The organism is Streptomyces sp. NPDC091649 (genome assembly GCF_044756785.1).
Classification (GTDB): domain Bacteria; phylum Actinomycetota; class Actinomycetes; order Streptomycetales; family Streptomycetaceae; genus Streptomyces.
In genome coordinates, this window is record NZ_JBIVTR010000001.1 from 627,317 (window position 1) to 642,867 (window position 15,551).

The 15,551-nt window shown below is 72.4% G+C and carries 17 protein-coding genes; 7 read left to right on the forward strand and 10 right to left on the reverse strand.

Annotated elements, in window-relative coordinates:
• Window positions 1–36 precede the first annotated feature (36 nt).
• Window positions 37–621: a suppressor of fused domain protein gene (locus ACIQMU_RS02745; RefSeq protein WP_352238069.1), complete on the reverse strand. Its 585-nt coding sequence runs from the start codon at window positions 619–621 to the stop codon at window positions 37–39.
• A 445-nt stretch (window positions 622–1,066) separates the two neighbouring features.
• Between ACIQMU_RS02745 and ACIQMU_RS02750 the strand changes: the two genes are divergently transcribed.
• Together ACIQMU_RS02750 and ACIQMU_RS02755 are read left to right on the forward strand one after the other, a co-directional pair.
• The gene (locus ACIQMU_RS02750) at window positions 1,067–2,194 is read left to right on the forward strand and encodes a magnesium and cobalt transport protein CorA (protein WP_352238068.1); all 1,128 of its coding nucleotides are present in this window, start codon (window positions 1,067–1,069) and stop codon (window positions 2,192–2,194) included.
• Window positions 2,195–2,231: 37 nt separating this feature from the next.
• Window positions 2,232–2,768, forward strand: coding sequence for a hypothetical protein (locus ACIQMU_RS02755; protein WP_352238067.1), 537 nt, complete (start codon window positions 2,232–2,234; stop codon window positions 2,766–2,768).
• A 20-nt stretch (window positions 2,769–2,788) separates the two neighbouring features.
• On the opposite strand, the gene ACIQMU_RS02760 is transcribed toward ACIQMU_RS02755, so the two are convergent.
• Entirely contained in the window at window positions 2,789–3,553 is a 765-nt protein-coding gene (locus ACIQMU_RS02760; RefSeq protein WP_352238066.1) for a hypothetical protein, read from the reverse strand.
• Window positions 3,554–3,799: 246 nt separating this feature from the next.
• On the opposite strand from ACIQMU_RS02760, the gene ACIQMU_RS02765 reads away from it, so the two are divergent.
• Genes ACIQMU_RS02765 through ACIQMU_RS02775 form a run of 3 tightly spaced genes read left to right on the forward strand, consistent with a single transcriptional unit; the run spans window position 3,800 to window position 6,813 of the window.
• Complete coding sequence (locus ACIQMU_RS02765) at window positions 3,800–5,089, forward strand: magnesium transporter MgtE N-terminal domain-containing protein (protein WP_352238065.1); 1,290 nt, start codon at window positions 3,800–3,802, stop codon at window positions 5,087–5,089.
• Window positions 5,076–5,636: a DUF1003 domain-containing protein gene (locus ACIQMU_RS02770; protein ID WP_352238064.1), complete on the forward strand. Its 561-nt coding sequence runs from the start codon at window positions 5,076–5,078 to the stop codon at window positions 5,634–5,636. The genes ACIQMU_RS02765 and ACIQMU_RS02770 overlap by 14 nt, the downstream gene beginning before the upstream one ends.
• A gap of 43 nt (window positions 5,637–5,679) precedes the next feature.
• Window positions 5,680–6,813, forward strand: a complete 1,134-nt coding sequence (locus tag ACIQMU_RS02775; protein ID WP_352238063.1) for an Mrp/NBP35 family ATP-binding protein — start codon at window positions 5,680–5,682, stop codon at window positions 6,811–6,813.
• A 68-nt stretch (window positions 6,814–6,881) separates the two neighbouring features.
• On the opposite strand, the gene ACIQMU_RS02780 is transcribed toward ACIQMU_RS02775, so the two are convergent.
• The 5 genes from ACIQMU_RS02780 to sigE form a co-directional block, all read right to left on the reverse strand.
• Entirely contained in the window at window positions 6,882–7,541 is a 660-nt protein-coding gene (locus tag ACIQMU_RS02780) for a hypothetical protein (RefSeq protein WP_352238062.1), read from the reverse strand.
• 125 nt (window positions 7,542–7,666) lie between these two features.
• Window positions 7,667–8,167, reverse strand: coding sequence for a sec-independent translocase (locus ACIQMU_RS02785; RefSeq protein WP_352238061.1), 501 nt, complete (start codon window positions 8,165–8,167; stop codon window positions 7,667–7,669).
• Window positions 8,168–8,316: 149 nt separating this feature from the next.
• Window positions 8,317–10,182: a trypsin-like peptidase domain-containing protein gene (locus ACIQMU_RS02790; RefSeq protein ID WP_402688085.1), complete on the reverse strand. Its 1,866-nt coding sequence runs from the start codon at window positions 10,180–10,182 to the stop codon at window positions 8,317–8,319.
• Between the two features lie 89 nt (window positions 10,183–10,271).
• Entirely contained in the window at window positions 10,272–11,324 is a 1,053-nt protein-coding gene (locus ACIQMU_RS02795; RefSeq protein ID WP_402688086.1) for an anti-sigma factor family protein, read from the reverse strand.
• Window positions 11,321–12,082, reverse strand: a complete 762-nt coding sequence (sigE, locus tag ACIQMU_RS02800) for an RNA polymerase sigma factor SigE (protein WP_352238058.1) — start codon at window positions 12,080–12,082, stop codon at window positions 11,321–11,323. The genes ACIQMU_RS02795 and sigE overlap by 4 nt, the downstream gene beginning before the upstream one ends.
• 178 nt (window positions 12,083–12,260) lie before the next feature.
• On the opposite strand from sigE, the gene ACIQMU_RS02805 reads away from it, so the two are divergent.
• Window positions 12,261–12,926, forward strand: a complete 666-nt coding sequence (locus ACIQMU_RS02805) for an O-methyltransferase (RefSeq protein ID WP_352238057.1) — start codon at window positions 12,261–12,263, stop codon at window positions 12,924–12,926.
• Between the two features lie 155 nt (window positions 12,927–13,081).
• On the opposite strand, the gene ACIQMU_RS02810 is transcribed toward ACIQMU_RS02805, so the two are convergent.
• A complete protein-coding gene (locus ACIQMU_RS02810) occupies window positions 13,082–13,249 on the reverse strand; it encodes a DUF3117 domain-containing protein (RefSeq protein ID WP_003966491.1) in 168 nt (55 codons plus the stop codon).
• Window positions 13,250–13,565: 316 nt separating this feature from the next.
• On the opposite strand from ACIQMU_RS02810, the gene ACIQMU_RS02815 reads away from it, so the two are divergent.
• Window positions 13,566–14,378: an enoyl-CoA hydratase-related protein gene (locus ACIQMU_RS02815; protein WP_352238056.1), complete on the forward strand. Its 813-nt coding sequence runs from the start codon at window positions 13,566–13,568 to the stop codon at window positions 14,376–14,378.
• Between the two features lie 4 nt (window positions 14,379–14,382).
• Here the strand turns inward: ACIQMU_RS02815 and ACIQMU_RS02820 are convergent, their stop codons facing one another.
• Window positions 14,383–14,976 carry a DNA-3-methyladenine glycosylase I gene (locus ACIQMU_RS02820; RefSeq protein ID WP_352238055.1) on the reverse strand — a complete coding sequence of 198 codons (594 nt, stop codon included), beginning with the start codon at window positions 14,974–14,976 and terminating at the stop codon, window positions 14,383–14,385.
• Complete coding sequence (locus ACIQMU_RS02825; protein ID WP_352238054.1) at window positions 14,973–15,395, reverse strand: DivIVA domain-containing protein; 423 nt, start codon at window positions 15,393–15,395, stop codon at window positions 14,973–14,975. Before ACIQMU_RS02825 ends, ACIQMU_RS02820 begins: the two co-directional genes overlap by 4 nt.
• Window positions 15,396–15,551 lie beyond the last annotated feature (156 nt).

A 15,551-nucleotide genomic window follows, 5' to 3' on the forward strand; every position in this document is an offset into this window, starting at 1 on the left:
GACCGCTGTGTCCCGCGGCCGGCCGCCGCTGCGGCCTCAGTCCAGGGGGACGGAGGTACGCAGCGGGTCGCGCAGGTCCGTGCCGTGCGTCAGCCACCGCTCCTGCAGTTCCTGCGCGCCGCGCACCCGCTTCCAGGCGGCCTCGTTGCGGGTCATCGGCAGCAGCGGCAGGAAGCGCACCGGGTCCATCGGTTCGTCCAGTTCCAGGTCCTCCACCAGACCGCCGGGCTCCGCGACCAGCACCGAGGTGAACGCCGCCCCGGTCCACAGCGGCTCGCCCAGGTCCAGTGAGGCGCCGGGAGCCACGATCAGCCCCTCGACCTGCGGGGAAGCGGCCAGCACGGCGAGCGGGCGCAGCACCTGGTCGGTGTCGGCGAGTCCGCCCCGTACGGAGAGGACCAGCTCGGCGCGGGGACCCTTCACCGGGTCGGCGAGCGGGGAGGTGGGGTCGGCCATCGGCTGACCGGACATGCCGAGCGTCGCGTAGCGCACCACGTCGCCGTCGAGGAAGCGCAGCACCTCGATGCGGTCCGTGCCGAGGAACGTCACATCGGCGCGGGCGTCCGGTTCACCGAGGGCGGAGCGGAGCCGTGCCTCGACCAGAGCGAGAATTTCTGCCATCCCGCGAGCATAGATCGCGTGGGGAATGGGCAAAGTACGGGATTGGCCCTGAGGTGGCTGATAGCCTGGCCGCCGGTCGGGACAGCACGCAGAAGCGTCGCTCTTCTTCGTCCCGACGACACGTCGTCCCCCACGGGGGACCGGCCGGAGGAGGTGGGGACTGCCATGGATCCAAGTCGACCGTGCAGTACCGACCGCTCCTCCGCGCCTCGCATTTCCCGTTGATCCGACGCTCCGTCGGTCGCCCGGTCCCGACATCGCCGTCGTATCCGGACGACTCCCCGACTGCGGTTCGCGCGACGGAAGAGCACTTCGTTTTTGCCTGTCTGTAGCGAACGCCGTCATCGCGCCCGCGCGGTGCCGCCCGCTTTGCGGACGTGAGTGCACGTCCCCATTCCGGGCTGTTCCACGCCCTCGCCGACGGCCCTCCGTGAAGGAGTCAGCCATGTCGATGATCCGTGACCTGCGCGCCGCCGTGCGCCCGTCCCTGCGCACGTCCCTCCGTAAGAACAGCGCCCCCTACAGCGCGTACGACACCACCCGCGACCCGTCCGCCTCCAGCGCCGTCGTCGACTGCGCGGTCTACCGCGACGGCCGCCGGCTGGTGACGCCCGCGACGCCGACGCCGCACGAGGCGATGCTCCAGGTGCGGGAGGAGGGCGGCTTCGCGTGGATCGGCCTGCACGAGCCGACCGAGGCCGAATTCGCGGGTATCGCAAGGGAGTTCGGGCTGCACCCGCTGGCCGTCGAGGATGCCGTCCACGCCCACCAGCGGCCCAAGCTGGAGCGCTACGACGACACGCTGTTCACCGTCTTCAAGACGATCCACTACGTGGAGCACGCCGAACTGACCTCGACCAGCGAGGTCGTGGAGACCGGCGAGGTGATGTGCTTCACCGGCCGGGACTTCGTCATCACCGTCCGGCACGGCGGCCAGGGCTCCCTGCGCGCCCTGCGCCACCGCCTCCAGGACGACCCTGAGCTGCTGGCCAAGGGCCCCTCCGCGGTCCTGCACGCCATCGCCGACCACGTCGTGGACGGGTACATCGCGGTGGCCGAGGCGGTGCAGGACGATATCGACGAGGTGGAGATCGATGTCTTCTCCACTCCGGCCAAGGGCAGCCCGCGCGGCTCGGACGCGGGCCGGATCTACCAGCTCAAGCGTGAGGTGCTGGAGTTCAAGCGAGCCGTCTCGCCGCTGCTGCGGCCCATGCAGCTGCTGAGCGAGCGTCCCATGCGGCTGATCGACCCGGACATCCAGAAGTACTTCCGCGACGTCGCCGACCACCTCGCCCGGGTCCAGGAGGAGGTCCTCGGCTTCGACGAGCTGCTGAACTCGATCCTCCAGGCGAATCTGGCGCAGGCGACCGTCACGCAGAACGAGGACATGCGCAAGATCACCTCCTGGGCGGCGATCATCGCCGTGCCGACGATGATCTGCGGTGTCTACGGCATGAACTTCGACCACATGCCCGAGCTGGAGTGGAAGTACGGCTATCCGCTGGTGCTGGGCGTCATCGGGGCGGTCTGTTTCTCGATCCACCGCATCCTCAAGCGCAACGGCTGGCTCTGAGCGGTGCGCGGCGGGCGCTCGGTCTAAGCTCGCGCCCATGACTGACGCCGCCGCGCCCGATGCCGCCGCCGACCTGCTGGAGCGTGCCCTCGTCGAGGAGGCCACGAAGAAGTCCGGCCTCGTCTGGGTACGGGGCACCGGTCCGGCCCGTGCCGTGTGGCACGTCTGGCACGCGGGCGCGGCGCACCTGGTCGGCGGCGGCCCCGGCGAGCAGCCGCTGCCCGAGGGGCTGGCCGACGGCGGCCGCGCCGAGGTCACCGTACGCAGCAAGGACAAGGGCGGCCGGATCGTCGCGTGGACCGCGGCCGTGCGCTTCCTCGCCCCGCACTCCGAGGAGTGGGAGGCGGCGGTGGCCGAGCTGAAAGGCAAGCGGCTGAACGCGCCGGACGCCGAGTCGATGACGGAGCGGTGGGCGCGCGCGTGCACCGTGGTGCGCCTGACTCCCGACGCCGTCGGCACCGCGCTGCCGGACGCCTCGCTGGCTGCCGTCCCGCTGCCGACCGGGGCCACCACCCGGGAGGCGGCCCCGGCGGCGCTGCCGCGACTGCTGCTGAAGCGTCGCCGGAAGGGCTGAGTGACGGCTCCCGGGGGCGTTCAGCCGGAGGACTTGGGGAGCTGGCCGCCGTAGTCGACGGTGTCGTCGTCCTGCGGGGCCTGAAGCGGGAAGGACTTCCCCCAGTCGGCCAGCGTGACCGTGCCCCCGCCGCCGCCCCGCGCCACCCGTACCGGATAGGGCCGGCCCTCCAGGGAGACGTCGAACGCCCCGCCCTCGCCCTCGCCGCCCAGGATCTGGATGGTGCGCTGCCCGGCGACCGTGTCACGGCCGCCCTTGTTGACCTTTCCGTGCAGCGCGAGCAGGCCGTCGAGCAGGACCTTCTTGTCGGTGAAGCCGCGCAGCTGACGGTAGCTGGGGTCGCCCTCGGGGACCTTCACGTACTTGCCGCCCAGCTTGTCGGCGGCCGCCGCGTCGGCGGACCCGCCCCCGCCGCCGTCCTCGTGGGTCCAGAATTCGGCGGGCGCCTTGAGGAAGAGGTCGTCCTCGACCCGCAACAGGGCGAAGCTCTGCTTCTTCGAGGTCACCGAGCCCATGCCGCCCTCGGCGTTGAGCTTCATCTCCAGCCGGTAGGCGCCGCCCCTGCTGACCAGCGTGCCGGTCAGGCGTACGGCGCTCGCCGCGTCGGCCGCCGCTCTGGCCTTCTCGTCGATCTCGGCGGCGGAGAGTCTGGCGACGCCGTTGGTCCCCTTGTCCGGGTCCTCCTCCGTGCCGCAGGCGGCCAGGGCCGCGGTGAGCCCTCCGCACACCACGAGAGCGAGGGCGGTCCGGCGGTGGTTTCGCACGGCCGGGGCGAAAGAGGTCACGGGCGCACTGCCTCTCAAACGGCGATCGGGGGTGGCAGACGGCAGCGTACCCGGGAGCCGGACACCGTCCCGCAGCCCGTCACACGGACGGGTCCGCCGGGGCGCGGTGCGGCGGTTCGGGCTAGCCTGATCCCGGCGTGCCGGTGAAATCCGCTGGTCGGCGACCCCGGGCCGGGGCGGCCGGGTGCGGACGGTCACCGGGGCCGCACTGGCCCGGCGGACACGGACGGACGAAGGAGGCGGAGGATGGCGGCGGTCACCCCCAGGGTCTTCGTCTCGCATCTGTCCGGGGTGCCCGTCTTCGACCCGAACGGCGACCAGGTCGGCCGGGTCCGTGACCTGGTGGCGATGTTGCGGGTCGGCGGACGCCCGCCGCGCATCCTGGGCCTGGTGGTCGAGGTGATCAGCCGCCGGCGGATCTTCCTGCCGATGACCCGGGTGACGGGCGTCGAGTCCGGTCAGGTCATCACCACCGGTGTGGTCAACATGCGGCGCTTCGAACAGCGGCCCACCGAACGTCTCGTCCTCGGCGAGTTCCTGGACCGGCGGGTGCGGCTGGTGGACGGCCATGGCCAGGACGGTGAGGAGGTCACCGTCCTGGACGTGGCCATCCAGCAGCTGCCGGCCCGCCGCGACTGGGAGATCGACAAGTACTTCGTCCGCAAGGGGCGCGGCGGGGCGCTGCGCCGCAAGGGCGAGACGCTGACGGTGGAGTGGTCGGCGGTCAGCGGCTTCTCGCTGGAGGAGCACGGCCAGGGCGCGGAGAACCTGGTCGCCACGTTCGAGCGGCTGCGGCCCACCGATGTGGCCAACGCCCTGCACCACCTCTCGCCCAAGCGCCGGGTGGAGGTCGCCGCCGCCCTGGACGACGACCGGCTCGCCGACGTCCTGGAGGAGCTGCCCGAGGACGACCAGGTGGAGATCATCGGCAAGCTCGCCGAGGAGCGGGCCGCCGACGTCCTGGAGGCGATGGACCCCGACGACGCGGCCGACCTGCTCTCCGAGCTGCCGGAGGAGGACAAGGAACGGCTGCTGGCGCTGATGCGGCCGGACGACGCCGCGGACGTCCGCCGCCTGATGTCGTACGAGGAGCGGACGGCGGGCGGTCTGATGACGACCGAGCCGATCGTGCTGCGGCCGGACGCCACGGTGGCGGACGCGCTGGCCCGGGTGCGGCAGGCGGACCTGTCGCCGGCGCTCGCCGCACAGGTGTACGTGTGCCGCTCGCCGGACGAGACCCCGACCGGGAAGTACCTGGGCACGGTGCACTTCCAGCGGTTGCTGCGCGACCCGCCGTTCACGCTGGTCAGCTCGATCGTCGACAGCGATCTGGTGCCGCTCCCGCCGGACACCCCGCTGCCGACGGTCACCAGTTATCTGGCCGCTTACAACATGGTCTCGGCGCCCGTCGTGGACGAGAGCGGTTCGCTGCTGGGGGCGGTCACCGTGGACGACGTCCTGGACCACCTGCTGCCGGACGACTGGCGCGAGACTGACCTGCTCGGCGAGGAGGGGATCGGTCATGGCGGGCGATGACCGGGCGAAGGCCGTCTCGACCGGCGCCTCGGGCCTGGTGCGCCCCCCGCGCACGCGGCTGGACCAGCCGAGGGCCCCCCGCCGGCGGCTGCTTCCGGAGTACGACCCGGAGGCGTTCGGCCGGTTCTCGGAGCGGATCGCGCGCTTCCTGGGGACCGGGCGGTTCATCGTCTGGATGACGCTGATCATCATCCTCTGGGTGCTGTGGAACATCTTCGCGCCGAAGGACCTGCGCTTCGACCAGTACCCGTTCATCTTCCTGACCCTGATGCTCTCGCTCCAGGCTTCGTACGCCGCGCCGCTGATCCTCCTCGCGCAGAACCGGCAGGACGACCGCGACCGGGTCACCCACGAGCAGGACCGCAAGCAGAACGAGCGCTCCATCGCCGACACCGAATACCTGACGCGGGAGATCGCGGCCCTGCGCATGGGCCTGGGCGAGGTCGCCACGCGGGACTGGATCCGCTCGGAACTCCAGGACATGGTGAAGGACATGGAGGACCGCCAGGTGCTGCTCCCGGCCGAGAGTGACGAAGGCGACCGCTGACGGGCTACCCGCGCGTAGGCCCCCGCGCCGTAACATCGTCGGTATGGCTACGGAAGACGCGGTGCTTGAGGCACTGTCGACAGTGAACGACCCGGAGATCCACCGCCCGATCACCGAGCTGGGCATGGTGAAATCGGTCGAGATCGATCCTGACGGTGTAGTGGCTGTCACGGTGTATCTCACGGTCTCCGGTTGTCCGATGCGCGAGACGATCACCCGGAACGTGACCGATGCGGTCGCCCGGGTCGAGGGCGTCTCGCGGGTCGAGGTGACCCTCGACGTCATGAGCGACGAACAGCGCAAGGACCTGGCGAGTTCGCTGCGCGGCGGCACCGCCGAGCGGGAGGTGCCCTTCGCCCAGCCCGGCTCGCTGACCCGGGTGTACGCGGTCGCCTCCGGCAAGGGGGGCGTCGGCAAGTCCTCGGTGACGGTGAACCTCGCCGCGGCGATGGCGGCCGACGGGCTGAAGGTCGGCGTCGTGGACGCGGACATCTACGGGCACAGCGTGCCCCGGATGCTCGGCGCGGACGGCAAGCCCACCCAGGTCGAGAACATGATCATGCCGCCGTCGGCGCACGGCGTGAAGGTCATCTCCATCGGCATGTTCACCCCGGGCAACGCGCCCGTGGTCTGGCGCGGTCCGATGCTGCACCGGGCGCTCCAGCAGTTCCTCGCCGATGTGTACTGGGGCGACCTGGACGTCCTGCTGCTCGACCTGCCGCCGGGCACCGGCGACATCGCGATCTCGGTGGCGCAGCTCGTGCCGAACGCGGAGATCCTGGTCGTCACGACTCCGCAGCAGGCGGCGGCCGAGGTGGCCGAGCGGGCCGGGTCGATCGCGGTGCAGACCCACCAGAAGATCGTCGGCGTGGTGGAGAACATGTCGGGCATGCCGTGCCCGCACTGCGACGAGATGGTCGACGTGTTCGGCTCGGGCGGCGGAGCGCGGGTCGCCGAAGGGCTGACGCGCACGGTCGGCGCGGAGGTGCCGGTGCTCGGCTCGATCCCGATCGACGTGCGGCTGCGCGAGGGCGGCGACGAGGGCAAGCCGGTGGTCCTGTCCGACCCCGACTCCCCGGCCGGCAGCGCACTGCGCTCGATCGCGGAGAAGCTGGGCGGCCGTCAGCGCGGCCTGTCGGGCATGTCGCTGGGGATCACCCCGCGCAACAAGTTCTGACGACACGCGCACGGACGACGGGCGGGGCCGGACTTCCGGCCCCGCCCGTCGTCCGTGCGAGAGGGTCCCTACGCGTACGTGGCGATGTCCTCGATGGCCGCGAAGCCGAGCCCGTACGCGCTCATTCCCCGCCCGTACGCCCCGATGTGCACGCCCTCGTGGGCGGACCCGGCGAGGACCCAGCCGAACTCGGACTCGCGGTAGTGGAACTCCACCGGCACCCCGTCCACCGGCAGCGACAGCGTCGTCCAGGGCGCGCTGCCGAGGTCGTCGGCGAGGGTGAACGCCGTCTCGGTCTGCTGGTCCAGCCAGTCGTCGCGCAGGGTGTGGTCCATCTGCGGCGGCCACGTGTACGCCAGCAGGCCCGAGCCGGCGAGCCAGGCCGCCGAGGACACCGTGGTGGCGTCCAGCACGCCCGTGCCGTCCCCGCTGCGCCGCACCGGGCTCGCGGCCACGGTGATCACCGCGGCGAAGCGCTCCTTGTCGGCGGAGCCGTCGGACTTCACCGACGGCTCGTCGCCGTGCCCCGTGGCGCCGTGCTGCACCGTGCCGTCCGCCGCGGTGCCGACCTGCATCAGCCAGCGCGGGCCCGTGAACGCCTCGTCCAGCCCGTACCAGGGGAAGGCCGCTTCCAGGTAGCCGTCGACGGGGCGTCTGGCCGCCCGCGCCTCCTCCGGCGTGGCCGTGCCCGGGACACCGTCCGTATCAATCCGACTCGTCGTCTCCATCTGCGCGGCCGCCTCCTCGATCAGTCATGATCCGGAGCGGCCCGCCCCCCGCGGGCTCGGGCGTCCTCGCAACCGGACAGATGGAGAATAGCCATACCGTCCGGACGAGTCGGGATTGACCGGGGTCAGGTGGCGTCCGCGTCGAACGGCGGGCGCTCCGGCTGCGTCTGCGCCGGAGTCTTCTTCAGCAGGTCAGGGGCCGTGTCACCGGTCTTGGTGAGGCTGGTGGAGGAGCCGTCGGACGACGCGCCCGCAGAGCCGTTCGCCGCACCGTTGGCGGTATCGGAGGCGGCCGGGGTGCGCCCGTTGACCGCGTCGGTGACGTCGGCCATCTCCTTGCGCAGGTCGAAGCTCTCGCGGATCTCCTTCAGCCCCAGGTCGTCGTTGCCGTCCATGAGCTGCTTGCGGACGAACGTCTTGGGGTTGAGATCCTCGAACTCGAAGTCCTTGAACTGCGGACCCAGCTCGGTGCGGATGTCTTCCTTGGCGCTGTCCGAGAACTCGCGGATCTTGCGGACGGTGCGCGTGAGGTCCTGGATGAGCTTGGGCAGCTTGTCGGGGCCGAAGACCAGCACGGCCAGCACTCCGAGCGTCAGCAGCTCCAGTGCGCCTATGTCATTGAACACCTTGCTGCTCCTCGTGTTCTCCGCGTGTTCTCCGTGCGATCGCGGCCCGGGTCCCCCGGCTGCCCGGACCGGTCAAAGGTACCTGTCGAAGGTGTCCGGGCGGTACCTCGCGGTGGCCGCCCGGGCGGACGGGAAGGTGACGCCGGGCACTACGTGCCGGTCGCCGAGCCGAGCGTCAGGGTCACCGTCCGCTCCTCGCCGCCGCGGGTCAGCTTGAGGTCGAGGTCGTCGCCCGGCCGGTGCGCCCGGATCTTCACGATCAGTTCCTCGCCGCTGTGCACCCGCTGGCCCTCGACCTGGGTGATGACGTCGCCGGACTTGATGCCCGCCCTGGCAGCGGGACCGTCCTTCGCGACGGCGGGCGCGCCTGCGGCCCCCTTGTCCCCGACCCTGGCCCCGTCGCCGGTGTATTTCATGTCCAGCGTGACGCCGATGACCGGGTGGGTGGCCCGGCCGGTGCTGATCAGTTCCTCGGCGACGCGCTTGCCCTGGTTGATGGGTATCGCGAACCCGAGGCCGATGGAGCCGGACTGGCCGCCGGCCTCGGGGCCCCGGGCGCTGTCGGCCGCGCGGATGGCGCTGTTGATGCCGATGACGTGGGCCTGCGTGTCGACCAGCGGGCCGCCGGAGTTGCCCGGGTTGATCGGGGCGTCGGTCTGGAGGGCGTCGACGTAGCTGATGTCGCTGCCGTCGCCCTTCTCGCCGCCCGCGGTGATCGGCCGCTGCTTGGCGCTGATGATGCCCGAGGTTACCGTGTTGGACAGGTCGAAGGGGGCGCCGATGGCCACCACCGGGTCGCCGACCTGGACGTTGTCGGAGTTGCCGAGGGGCAGGGGCTTGAGTCCGGAGACCCCGCGGACCCTGACGACCGCGAGGTCGTAGCCGCTGTCCTTGCCGACGAGCTCGGCGGACGCCGTCTCGCCGCTGCTGAACGTCACGGTGATGTCCCCGCCGGTTCCGGCCGGGGCGACGACGTGGTTGTTGGTGAGGATGTGGCCCTGGGCGTCGAGGACGAAGCCGGTGCCCGTGCCGGACTCGGCGGTGCCGCTGACGTGCAGGGTGACCACGCTGGGCAGGGCGCTGGCGGCGATGCCCGCGACGCTCTCGGGCGGCCGGTCGCCGTTGTCGCGGCCCGCCTGCGGCAGCTCGACGGTGGTCAGGCCGCCGTTGCGTTCGATGTACGCGCCGGCTCCGCCGCCGATGCCGCCGGCGACCAGCGTCAGCAGGAGCACCCCCATGAAGGCGCCGCCCCGGCGCTTCTTCCGGCCGCCGGCCTCGACGGCGCCCCCGGGCGGTCCCGGCCGGGTCAGCGGCTGCCCCGGAGCGCCCCACGGGTCGTACTGGAGCCACTGGGTCTGCTGCCGCGCGTGCGGTTGCGGTGCCGGGTGCGGCGTCGGGTGTTCGGCGGCTCCCTGCGGGGGCTGCGGCGCGTGGGGCGGTTGGGCCCCGGGGGCCGCCGGGTGCTGGGCGTGCGCCTGAGGTCCCGGGTGCCGGGGCGGGGGCGTGAACCCCCCGGCCGGCGGGGCGTGCGAGGGCGTGACGTCATCGGTGGGCGGGGACGCCGGCGCGGGGGCCGGGATTCCGGTGCCGTCCGGGGCGGCGTACGGCGGGGGCGGCTCCGAGTCTCCCGGCGGTACGACGGTGCCGTGGGCCGGGGTGGGCCGCAGCACCGGTGGAGCGGGCGCCCAGGGGCCCGGGCCTCCGTAGGGCGGAGTGCTGTACTCGTCGGGCTCGTGCAGCGGCTGCCCGGACGGACGGGGGCCCGGGAACTCCCGGTCGCCGTGCCCGTCCGGCCGGCCGACGGCGTCGGACGGTGCGGCGGGGGCCCGGTCCTCGGCCCCCGGGCCCCGCTCCTCGGGTGCTGACGGCTCGCGGCTCTCGGGCACCGGAGCGCCCGAGGCCGGCGCGGACCCGGCGGGTGCCGCCGCGCTGTCCGGCTCCGTGCGGTCGGCACGCCCCGCCGGGGGGCGGCTCCACCACTTCGCCTGCGGTCCGGTGGGCTTCCCGTCGTCCATGCTCTCCCCGCAACTGGCCTCTGCACGCCCCACAGAGGCGTCCCTCACCGGAATTCAACCAGGTTTGCGAAGTCCTGCGCAGGATCCGCTCAGGGCCGGGGGGAAAGCGGGCTCGCCAGGTCGTTGGCGGGGGAGCTCGGGGACGGGGCCGCGGAGGGAGTCGTCCTCGGCACCGCACCGCTGCCGAGCGCCGCCACCAGCAGCGGGGTTCCGGACGTGGTCGGACGTATCAGCGGCGGCACGGACACGTTCAGCACGGGGAGCGTGAAGGGGTGCCCGCCCGGCGCCGAGACGCCGAACAGCGGCGGAGCGGCCGGCGGTCCCTGGCGGTTCGCCGGAGGGGTGACGGCCGGAACCACCGGGGGCGTCCCGGTGAGCGACGGCGGCACCGTGTTCTTCCCGGCCGGGGCCGTGCCGGACGCGGGCTGCTCGGCCGCTGCGGCTTCGCCGGTCGCCGGGAGGGCGCCGCCGCCCCGGCGGCTGACCGATTCGGCGCCCTTCTCGGCCCGGGTCTCGGCGTCGAGCGGGGTGACGTTGTTCCCGCTGCCCTCGGCGCGCAGGGAGGGTTCGGGGCCGGAGTCCAGCGGCAGCGTGCCGCCGAGCGCGATGGCCGCGAGGGAGACGGCGCTGGCCGCGGCGAAGGCGAAGCGCCGCCCGCGCCAGGGCGAGCGGTCCGCGTCGCGGGCCACCTCGTGTATGCGGAAGACCGAACCGGAGGCCGACCCGCCGGGCAGCACGGCGGTGGAGCCGTGGGTGGCGGGGAGGTATCCGAAGCCGTCGAGGGGGGAGGGCACGGCGTCGGCGCGGGTACTGCCGCCGGAGGGCCGCAGCCCGGGGAAGAACTCGTCGGCGAAGGGCCGTCGGCCGCCGAAGGGTCCGCCGGAGCCTGCGTCGTCGTCGCCGGGGCCCCCGGGAAGGCCCTGGAGGCGGGCCAGGAAGCCCTCGGAGGGCGAGGGTGAGGCGGACATGGCGAAGGCGCTCTTGAGGCGGCGCTGGGCATCGGCCTCGGCCTTGCACTTGGCGCAGGTCGCCAGGTGGGCCAGGACCCGCTCGCGGGCGTCGTGTTTCAGCTCGCCGTCGACCAGCGCGGCGAGGCGGTCCCCCAGATGCGCTTCCGCGGGGGTGGGTCCTGTGCCGCTCACGCCGTTCCGCCCTCCCCTGCCAGAACCGCGCCGGCCAGGGAGCGCTGCTCGGCGCGGGCCTCGGGCGAGCGGTGCTTGAGCGCCTTGCGCAGATGCGAGCGGCCGCGGTGGATACGGCTGCGGACGGTGCCGAGCTTCACCCCGAGGGTCGCGGCGATCTCCTCGTAGCTGAGGCCCTCGATGTCGCAGAGGACCACGGCCGCGCGGAATTCCGGCGCGAGGGTGTCCAGCGCCTGCTGCACGTCGGCGTCGAAGTGGGTGTCGTTGAAGACCTGCTGCGGGGACGGCTCGCGGCTGGGCAGTCGCTCGGCCGCGTCGTCGCCGAGCGAGTCGAAGCGGATGCGCTGCTTGCGGCGGACCATGTCCAGGAAGAGATTGGTGGTGATGCGGTGCAGCCAGCCCTCGAAGGTCCCGGGCGTGTACGTCGACAGCGAGCGGAACACCCGGACGAAGACCTCCTGGGTCAGGTCCTCCGCGTCGTGCTGGTTTCCCGTCAGCCGGTAGGCGAGACGGTACACGCGACCGCTGTGCGTGCTGACGATCTCTTCCCATGAGGGTGGGGTCCACGCCTGAGAATCCGCATCAGGGGCGAAGGTCGCGGTCGGTGCGGAGTCTTCGGAAGAACGGTCAGCAATGTCGGTCACGGATTTCGGCTCACCGGCCGACCTGAGAAGACGCCGCAGCACTCCTCTCCGGTCCACAGGCGCAGCCGCACCTCCCCTATCGGCTCTGGTGGTGTCCAGTGGAGCCCCTACCATAGCCACCTCGCCCGTTAGCTCCGGATAAGCCTTTTTCCTTGCTGGGGCCGGGCGTCACCCGGGACTTCCTCGCAGCTCACCGGCCCGATCCGCGGGCCCGGTCGCTGCGCTTTCCCCACTCCTTGCACAACGCCCGGTCCCATCTGCGGGTTCCCGGGTCCAGCGGATACAGTCACCGTTGCGCCAACTACGGGGACAGGAGAGGGTCATTACCGCCAACCGGCAGACGAGCTGGGCGTTCGCCGACGCCTTTGTCGCCGAGGACGAAGCACTGCACGGGGCCCGGGAGCGGGCTCGCGAGCTGGGACTTCGCTCGGTGTCACCGGGCACCGGCGCTGCGCTGCGCCTGCTGGCCGGCGCCGCGGACGCCAAAGCGGTGGCGGAGATCGGCACGGGCACCGGCGTGTCCGGGATGTATCTCCTGCACGGCATGCGGCCGGACGGGGTCCTGACCACGGTGGACCCCGAGCCCGAGCGTCAGCAGTTCGCCCGCGAGGCGTTCCGCGAGGCGGGCTTCGCCACCAACCGGGCCCGCTTCATCCCCGGTCGCGCCCTGGACGTCCTGCCCCGGCTCGCGGACGGCGGTTACGACCTCGTCTTCTGCGACGGGGACCGGCTGGAGAGCCTCGATGTGCTCGCTGAATCGTTGCGCCTGCTGCGGCCCGGCGGCCTGGTCTGCTTCGAGGGCGTCTTCGCGGACGGCCGCACGGTCGACTCGGCGGCCCAGCCGGCCGAGGTGCTGCGGCTGCGGGAGCTGCTGCGGGCGGTGCGCGAGAGCCAGGAGCTGATGTCGACGCTGCTGCCGGTCGGCGACGGCCTGCTCTGCGCGGTCCGGCGCGGCTGACCCCGTACGGCCGGCGGCTCCCGTACCGCGCGGCGGGACCCGGTTCGGCCGCCGCCTCCCGTATCGCTCCCAGTGCTCCGTAAGCACCCCTGGACGCACCGCTGCCCGGTACGGAATCCGTACCGGGCAGCGGTGAAGGTGATGGGCGTTCCGCGTCAGCCGACGACCTTCTTCAGCGCGTCGCCGAGGGCATCGGCCTCGTCCGGAGTCAGCTCGACAACAAGCCGACCGCCGCCTTCGAGCGGAACGCGCATGACGATGCCCCGCCCCTCCTTTGTCACCTCGAGCGGGCCGTCGCCCGTCCGCGGCTTCATGGCCGCCATGCTCGTTCCCCTTCCTGAAACCAGCTCATCGCAACCGGCGGCCCCATGACAGGCGCTGCCTCACCGGCATCGAACACATTGCTTCTTCGCCATTATCCCGCATCAACGACCCCGATGACCAACATCGGTCTGCATCGCTTGCGCAACGCGCTCTCTCAAAACCACCCAATTCGGCGATCCGGCTGCGATACTGCGCGGCTCCGGGCCCCCGGGCGAGTGCCAATTGTTAGACGCAGGTCACATCTCTGCCCAGCCCCGGATCGGCCATGCTTGCTCTTCAGTGGCAACGATGCCCATGCAGCGAGGGGATACCGGAATGGCCGACGAGCCGGCGAACACCGTTCTGTACGACGTGAGCGAGGGTCTCGCGACGATCACGATCAACCGACCCGGCGCGATGAACGCCATGAACACCGCGGCGAAGGTCGCGCTCCGGGACGCGCTGCTGGCGGCGTCGGCGGACGCGGGCGTCCGGGCCGTGCTGCTCACGGCCACGGGGCGCGCCTTCTGCGTCGGCCAGGACCTCAAGGAGCATGTCGCCACGCTCACGGCCACCCGCGAGGCGGGCAGCGGGAACGCGCTGAGCACCGTCCAGGAGCACTACAACCCGATCGTGCGCGCGATCACCGGGATGGCGAAGCCGGTCGTGGCCGGGGTGAACGGCGTCGCGGCCGGGGCCGGGTTCGGTTTCGCGCTCGCGGCCGACTACCGGGTGGTCGCCGACACGGCCTCCTTCAACACCTCGTTCGCGGGCGTCGCGCTCACGGCCGACTCCGGCGTGTCCTGGACGCTGCCCCGGCTGATCGGGCAGAGCCGCGCCGCCGATCTGCTGTTCTTCCCGCGTTCGGTCTCCGCGCGGGACGCGTACGAGCTGGGCCTCGTCAACCGTGTCGTCCCGGCCGCCGAGCTGGCCGAGGAGGCGGCCTCGGTGGCCCGTGCCCTCGCCGACGGCCCCACGGTGGCGTACGCGGCGCTCAAGGAGTCGATGGCGTACGGCGCCGGGCACACCCTCGCCGAGGCGCTGGAGAAGGAGGACGAGCTCCAGACCCGGGCGGGCGCGTCGCAGGACCACACCATCGCGGTGGAGGCGTTCCTGGCCAAGGAGAAGCCGGTCTACCTCGGGAAGTAGCCGCTCAGCGCGGTGCCCCGCCGCCGCGCGCCACGCAGTCCGCGAGGTGGTCGTCGACCAGTCCGCACGCCTGCATCAGCGCGTAGGCGGTGGTGGGGCCGACGAAGCGGATCGAGCGCTTCTTCAGCTCCTTGGCCAGCGCGGTGGACTCCGCCGTGACGGCCGGGACGTCCGACAGCTCGCGCGGGGCGGGCCGGCCGGCGGGGTCGGGGGCGTAGGACCAGATCAGCTCGTCCAGCTCCCCGGCCGGCCAGTCGGCGAGCACCTTCGCGTTGGCGAGGGTCGCGTCGACCTTGGCCTTGTTGCGGATGATCCCCGGGTCGGCCAGGAGGCGTTCCCGGTCGGTGTCGGTGAACTTCGCGACGGCCTCGATCCGGAATCCCTCGAAGGCGGTACGGAAGGTCTCGCGGCGGCGCAGGATCGTGATCCAGGAGAGCCCGGACTGGAACGCCTCCAGGCAGAGCCGCTCGAACAGGGCGTCGTCCCCGTGGACGGGCCGGCCCCACTCGGTGTCGTGGTAGTCGAGGTAGTCCTCGGCGGACAGGCCCCAGGGGCAGCGCAGCGCGCCGTCGGGGGCGGCCATGGCTCCGCCGCTCATCGGCCGTCCTCCTCGGTGCGGTCCTGCGCGCCCTCCTGGCCGCTCCGCTCGGCGAGGCGGTCTCCCTGCTGTGCGCCCGGCTGCTCGAACAGGTCGCTGCCCGTCGTCACCGCGGCGGCCTGTGCCCCGGCCAGGGTGGATTCCAGCTCGGCGATCCGGGCGTCCCGCTCGGCCAGTTCGGCGCCGAGCCGGGACAGGGCCTCGTCGACGTCCGCCATCCGGTAGCCCCGGAGGGCCATCGGGAGGCGCAGCGCCTCGACGTCCGCCCGGCCGACCGGGCGGGCGGCGGGCAGGGGGTCGCTGAACCGCTCGGGCGGGACGTCCTGGAGCACCGCGCTCCCACCGCCCCCGACCACCGCGAGGGTGACCGCGGTGACGACCACGACCATCGTGAGCAGCAAGAACCAGAACACGCGCATCTCCCGGGGGCGGAAACCTCGTCCGGCTCCGATCGTGCCATGCGGCACGGACAGTCGGGGCCGACCGTTAGGGTCTTTCGTTCGGATCAGCCCAACGCCGCGGACGCGCGCGCACCGGACCCCGCGAGCCCGGCATGATCCGAACGAGAGACCCTA